We start from the raw sequence: 6,942 nt of genomic DNA on the forward strand, positions 1-6,942 counted from the left end.
TTTGATTCGGGATGCAGGCCAGTACGGCTAGGCACATAACCTGTGGCGAGGGGGCTTGTCGAATCGTCGCACCGCCCCGTTGGACTGCGCAGCAGTCCCATCTTTTGGGGCCGCTTCGCGACTCAACGGGGGCAAGCCCCCTCGCCACAATGATCTCATTTCCACAAGGTCAGGCAGTGTCCGCGCCTGCGCGCCCCTTACCAGAACTTCCAGGTATAGGTCGTCGCAAACCGATACTCGTTGTAGTCATACCCATACTTCTGCTTCACATCGATATTACGCAGATCAAACGCCAACCCTTGCAACGCCCCGCTCTGCACCACATAGCTCAGGGTCAGGTTGCGCTCGCTCTCCTGGTTGTCGCTCAAATTCCCCCCGCGATCCCAGTGGGTGCCCTTGGTGTAGCGGCTGTAGAACTTCAGCCCAGGCACGCCCAACCCTGCGAAGTCATAGCCGTAACGCGCTGACCAGGATCTTTCATCCGGGCGAATGAAAGCCAGTGACGACCAGTTCACCAGGTAAGGCTGCGGGATGTAGCCGTTCATGGTCGGGAAGATGCTGTCACCGAGCATGCGCTGGTAACTGACGCCGAACATGTGCGCGCCCTTGAGCAGTGTGAACAACGCGCCATAGGCACGGTTATCGATTTCACCGGCCACCGCATTGCCGTCTTCGTTGTTGTTGAAGTAGCGCAGGTCGCTCTTGAGCTTGTACCCACCACCCAAGTCAGCCATGTGCATCAGGCCGAAATAGTGCTGCTGGTAAATGTCGTGCAGCACCCCGTAGAAGTAGCTGGCCTGCAGGTTCTTGGTAATGTCGTAGGTGGCCCCGCCAAAGTCCAGGCCGTCACTGTCGAGATTGTCGGTGGTGCCCCACTTGTAGAGTTTCTCGTGATTGGACGATTCACGGGTGACCGCAGACCAGAAGCGCCCGCCAGTCAGGGTCAGGCCATCGACCTCTTTGGACTCGACCACCGCGCCCTGGTAGATGGTGTCCAGTTGGCGGCTGGTATCATCGAACGCCACCGGCAATTGCGGGCGCATGTCGCCGACCTTCAGCTCGGTCTTGCTGTAGCGCATCTTCAGAGTCGCGCCGGCGCGGCTGTAGTCGTCGGCGGTCTGCTGCTTGCTGACGCTGTAGGGCAACGAACCGTCATTGCCCGACGAGTCCAGGCGCACGGCGTATTGCGCATCCACATCCAGGCCGATGGCCAGGGCCGTGTCGGTGTAGCCGGAGGTGAACTGCGCATCGAAACCCTGGGACCAGCTGTGCACTTCGGACACCGGCGCATTGGTATTGGTGTAGTTGCGATGCAGGTAGAAGTTGCGGGTGTCGATCTTGAAATGACTGTCATCGATCACATCGGCATGCGCCGTCAACGTCGAACAGGTCAAACCCAATACGCTGGCGATACCCAGCCCACGGCAAAGCCGGTTTCCATGAACCATCTCACATCTCCACGTTTGTATGTGCCAGGGCACTGTGCTTATAGGAGGTCAATAAAAGGAGTCGCGATCAGGGGCGTTTCAAGGCCCCCTCGAACGCGGGCGTCAGGCCGGACAGCTCGAGTTTGCGCACGAAGTCGCCGAGGCGCTGCTGCTTGTAGGCGTCCACGTCCTGGCCCCGGTAATCGTAAAAACCCTGGCCATCGCGCAAGCCGTTTCGGCCGTTCTGCATGTTGTCGCTGATCACCTGCGGCGACTCGAAACGCGGCGCCAGCGCGCCACTCAGATAACGCGAGGCGTAGTACAGAATGTCGCCGCCGCCCCAGTCGATGAATTCGAGCAGGCCCAGCACCGAGAACCGCAGGCCGAAACCGACGCGCACGGCGGTGTCGATATCCTCGGCACTGGCCACGCCCTCCTCGACCATCCGCGCCGCCTCGTTCATCGCCAGCGCCTGGATGCGCGGAACGATGTAGCCGGCCACCGGATTGCACACCACCGGCACCTTCCCGATCTGCTTGAGCAGTTGCAGCAGGCGCTCCACCACTTGCGGGCAAGTCGCTTCGCTGCGGCTGACTTCCACCAGCGGCATCAGGTACGCGGGATTAAGCCAGTGGGCGTTCACGAAACGCTTGGGCTCGCTGACCATTTCCGCCAGCTCGGTGACCAGGAAGGTCGAGGTCGTCGAGGCGATGATGGCCGATGCCGGGACGTGCTCGCTGACCCAGGCGAAGGTCTCCTGTTTGACCGCGATGACTTCCGGAACCGCTTCGAACACCAGCTCGCATTCGCGCAAGGTCGCCGTGGCGGCGGATCGGGATTGCAGTGTCAAACGGGCTAACGCGATGTCGGCCTGCTCCGGCAACAGCATGCCCAGACGCACCAGCATCTGCAGTTCGCTGCGAACATTGCCGCGCACGCGCTCGAAATAGTCGCGCCGCTCTTGTTCGGCGCGTTCCTTGATGTCGATCAGGGTGACGGGCAGGCCCGCGTGGATGAAGGCCAGGGCAATGCCCTCGCCCATCCGCCCGGCGCCGACCACGCTGACGTTAGGCAGCGCGGCGCTCATCAATTGAAACCCCGGGTCAGCAGCTCGGTCATCTGCACTCGGCTCAACCCGGCCAAGCCAAGGTTTTCCAGGGTGCGGCCTTCGGCGTAAAGGTCGCGGGCGGCAACCGCCGAGGCAATGCTCAGCAAGCCCTGCGCCACCGGTGTCGGCACACCGGCCCAACGCCCAACGGACACCAGGAAGGACAGGCCCAGACGGGTGTCCTCGAGCATGTAGCGGTGTTTCTGCAGGTCGATGTCTTCGCGCCAGTCGCCGCTGTCGGTCAGCTTGCCGTGGGCGCCGCGTCCGTACATCCACTCCTCGCCTTCGGTGGTGTTGTAGTGATCGGCCAGCGGAAAATGCGGTGCGCCGTAGGTCAGGGCTTCACGCACGGCCATGCGTTCGGCATCGAGTTGGTTGGTCACGCGGCGGATCGATGGCTGGGTGCCTTCGTGATGAATGTCCCAGGTCTCGAAATGCTCCAGGGGACCGGCGTTCATCATGATCAGCGGCGGGTGAATGATGGGGCCGGCGTTCATCAGCGCACCGCTCAGGGCGTCTTCGATCGGCTCGACACTTGGATAGGCCTCGCGCAGCACCGAAAAGGCATGCTCGGACAGGTTGCTGGGGAACACGCCGGTCGGCAGGCGGGTCGCGTAGCCGCTGATCACCAGATTGCTGGCGCCGTGTTTGCGCACCAGGTACGGCAGCGTGCCGGTTTCGGCGAAGGCGACACTGCTCCGATTACCCGCATCGGCCATAGCCTTGGCAAACACGTAGCTGCCGAAAGTGCCCGGCGGCAGGAACACCACCTGACCGTCGTGCAGGTGCGGCGCGACCTGCCTGGCCAGATCTTCGTGGGAGGTCGAGGGCAGCGGGATGATCACCAGCTGCGCGTCGCCCAGGGCTTCGGCCAGATCGTCGGTCAGCGACAGCGCATCGCCTGGTTTGCCAACGGACAGCTGGCGTGTGCCACGGTAGTCCTTGATGGTCAGGCTGCCGATGTTCAGCAGCGCCTTGAGCGCTGCACTGTCACGACGCCACAGGCGGGTCGCGTGCCCCTTTTCAGCCATTTCTGCGGCAGCGGCGTAGCAGCCGTGACCACCACCCAGCACGGTAATCTTCATGGGAAAGCTCCTCTTGTCAGTGGCTCGATCCTATCGAGCCCTCCCCCCAACGACTCTCCCGATTGCGCAATCGACTCACCGATTGCGCACATGCCTCAATGCTTCTGTCGGCGCAGGGTGTCCGACGGCAGGCAGCCATAACGCTGCCGGTAAGCGCTGGAGAAATGCCCGAAGCTGTTGATCCCGTGACGCAGCAGAATGTCGGTGACGGTTTCGCCGGCCCTGCCCTGCTTCAAGGATTCATGGATCACGGCCAGGCGGCGGTCGCGGATGTAATTGAGCGGCGCCTGCTGGAGGAACTGGTTGAAGCCGTTCTGCAGGGTGCGCACCGAAACGCCGCACAGTTCGCTCAGGGTGGTCAGGCTGATGGGTTCATCGAGGTGCGCCTCGATGTAGTCCCGGGCCTTCTTCACGTGGTGCGGCAGCGCCACGCGGGTGTCGTTCAACAGGTCCGCAGAGTAGTTGTGCGGCAACTGGGTGAGCAGCAATTGCATCAGGTATTCGGACAGGTTGCCGGCCAGAAGCGAGCCGTCGACGCCACTACCGTACAGCCGGCAGATGTAGTCCAGAGTGTGGTAGAGACTGACGGCGCCGGCGCCCTGATGATCGACACTGACATCGAAGATCACCGACTGCTGCAGGCTGCGGTCGAGCAGGCGTTGCAGCTGGGTTTCCAGGGCGTCACGGTCGATGCGCAGGATCAGGTTGCGGCATTCGCCGTCGGTGACGATGCGGCTTTGCGCGAACGGCGAGGATACGCTCAGGCACCCGGTCTGCATCGCCGCGCTGCGCTGCCCGTGGGCCACTTCGCAATTGCCGCGCAGGGTGATGCGAAACAGGTACTGGTGGGTGATGTCGCCGATGGTGACTTCCACCGGCGCGCCATAGCTCAGGTCGAGCAGCGCCGCGTCGCCGAAGAACACGCCGTTGAGCCGGGTGTGCATGGGCTCGTCGCACAGCACGTTGAAGCTGTGCGGACACAGGTAATGGCTGACCTTGTCCTTGATCTCGCGGTAATCGGCCGAGCTCAGCAGGCTGTGCCGTTCCAGCAGGTGTACGTCATTGAGCATCGAGGGTTCTCCTGATCAGGCGCGCCTCGGCCCCGCCCCGTTCAGACAGGGCGAGGCCGAGACGCGGATCATGGGCAACGTGGATCAGGCCTGGGTCGGATACTCCCGGGCATGGCTTTCACGGAAGCAGCGGCAGCCGCGCCACAGCAGGAGCACGGTCAAAGCCGAGGCACCGACAATCACCAGCGACATCGACGAGCCCACAGCGGCAGGCGAGCCGAAGTAGCGGTCGGTCAGCAGCGCCACCAGTGTGGTGCCCAACCCCAGGCCCAGCAGATTGCTGATCAGCAGGAACACCGCCGAAACCTGGGCGCGCACCTGATTCGGGGCGAGGATCTGCATGGCGGCGGTCGAGGCCGGCATCGGGAACGAGGCGAAGAACATCGCCGGCACCAGCAGCGCCACGGACAGCCAGAGTTGATCGACCTGCGAGAACAATACGGCCGGCACCGCCATGCCGAGGGCGCCGATCACCCCGGTGCGCATCGCGGCATCCGAATGACCGCGCTTGGCCAGAAGATCAGTGAGCCAGCCACCGAACAGCACGCCGGTGGTGTTGGCGAGCAACAGCACCGTGCCGAGCATGTAGCCCGCTTCGACCGGCGTCAGGCCGAACTTGCGGATATACAGCGCGGGGCTCCAGCTCATGAGGCAGAACAGCACCATGGCGTAGAACGAAAAGCCCAGGTAATGGCAGGTGAAGGTGGCGCGGTGACGACCCAGGAAGCGGAAACCATCGCTCAACGCGACTTTCTTCGGCCGGCCCTGTTCATCCACCTGCAAGCCTTTGCGCGCAGGTTCGCGCACCGTCAGCCAGATCAGAATGCCGACCAGGATGCCCGGCAAACCAACAATGAAGAACGCCAGCTGCCAGGCTTTCATGGCGCCGAGAAAGGCGACTTCGAAGGTGCTCATGTCCTTGAGCAGCGCGATCACATAGCCGCCCACCAGAAAGGCCAGGCCACCGCCGACGAACGAGCCGATCGAGTAGATGCCCACGGCACGGCCGAGCTTCTCCTTGGGGAACATGTCGCTGAACATCGAATACGCCGACGGCGACAGCGCCGCTTCACCGACACCCACACCGATGCGGGCGAGGAACATGTGCAGGAAGTTCTTGCTCAACCCGCAAGCCGCCGTCGCCAGACTCCAGAACACCACCCCGACGGCAATGATCTTCGGCCGGGAAAAACGGTCGGCCAGGTAGGCAATGGGCATGCCCATGAAGGCGTAGAACAGGGAAAACGCCAGCCCGTGAAGCAGGCTGAACTGGGTGTCGCTGATCTGCAAATCGGCTTTGATCGGCTCGATCATCAGCGCGAGGATCTGCCGGTCCACGAACGAAAAGATGTAGGCCACCATGCACAGGCCCACCACATACCATTCGTAGATGTAGGTTTTCTTCTTCTGCAGGACCGCGTTATCGACCTGGATATTCACTGGTGTTTGCTCCTCTTGGAATCCGTTCGTATGCGTGACCGGGCCACCGGTCATGCACGCTGTGTGCCGGGGGATGGAGGGCAGATTTCAGGAGGGACGGAGGGCTTGGACATTGTCGGTTCTCTTGTTGTTATGGTTTGACTGCAAGGCGTACGGGATGAAGCAGACCACAGCGACGATGCGCATCGCTGCAGCTAAGGTAAGTCAGTGGATGCCGGGGGGGTATCAAGATGAACAGCCGGTGGTGCAAGTAAATCTCCCATTCGTACTGGGGATTTCTTTAGTTGGCGGGGCGCACGGAATGCAATCCCTGTAGCAGCTGCCGAAGGCTGCGTCCGGCTGCGAAGCAGCCGTAAACCCAGACGCCCCGGTATGTCAGATATATCCGGTGTACAGGTTTTGCGACTGCTGCGCAGCCGGACGCAGGCTTCGCCAGCTGCTATCGGACCTGCGGATGTGCACGAAACTGGCGAGCAACCTCAACCACTGTGGGAGCGGGCTTGCCCGCGAAGAGGCTGGCACATCCAACATCAATGGCGAATGACACAGAACCTTCGCGAGCAGGCTCGCTCCCACAATGGGTTTGGTGGCTGGCCGCAAAATCTGTGGCCATACCGAAACCACTGTAGGAGCGAGCTTGCTCGCGATGGAAGCCTGGACACCGCGGGGTGTCAGGTGCCCAACATCATCGTTGACGACCATCGCGAGCGTGCTCGCTCCTACAGGGTATGGGTTATCACTAAGACCGGTGGTGTATCTGCGGCCTTATCAATGCCGTCGATGTTCACAATCACTTCAATGAAGTTCTCTTA

Annotated in this window: 5 protein-coding genes; all 5 read right to left on the reverse strand. The window is 61.9% G+C overall.

Annotated features, from left to right (window positions below):
* Nucleotides 1–197: 197 nt before the first annotated feature.
* Nucleotides 198–1,448: an OprD family outer membrane porin gene (locus ACW9JE_RS07375; protein WP_457432347.1), complete on the reverse strand. Its 1,251-nt coding sequence runs from the start codon at nucleotides 1,446–1,448 to the stop codon at nucleotides 198–200.
* A 67-nt stretch (nucleotides 1,449–1,515) separates the two neighbouring features.
* Entirely contained in the window at nucleotides 1,516–2,514 is a 999-nt protein-coding gene (locus ACW9JE_RS07380; RefSeq protein WP_457432348.1) for a 3-hydroxybutyryl-CoA dehydrogenase, read from the reverse strand.
* Nucleotides 2,514–3,620 carry an NAD/NADP octopine/nopaline dehydrogenase family protein gene (locus ACW9JE_RS07385; protein WP_457432349.1) on the reverse strand — a complete coding sequence of 369 codons (1,107 nt, stop codon included), beginning with the start codon at nucleotides 3,618–3,620 and terminating at the stop codon, nucleotides 2,514–2,516. The genes ACW9JE_RS07380 and ACW9JE_RS07385 overlap by 1 nt, the downstream gene beginning before the upstream one ends.
* Before the next feature lie 95 nt (nucleotides 3,621–3,715).
* The gene (locus tag ACW9JE_RS07390; protein ID WP_224533057.1) at nucleotides 3,716–4,690 is read right to left on the reverse strand and encodes an AraC family transcriptional regulator; all 975 of its coding nucleotides are present in this window, start codon (nucleotides 4,688–4,690) and stop codon (nucleotides 3,716–3,718) included.
* 84 nt (nucleotides 4,691–4,774) lie between these two features.
* Nucleotides 4,775–6,130: a spinster family MFS transporter gene (locus ACW9JE_RS07395; protein WP_457432350.1), complete on the reverse strand. Its 1,356-nt coding sequence runs from the start codon at nucleotides 6,128–6,130 to the stop codon at nucleotides 4,775–4,777.
* Nucleotides 6,131–6,942 lie beyond the last annotated feature (812 nt).

The sequence above is a fragment of the Pseudomonas sp. SDO55104_S430 genome, from assembly GCF_054070595.1.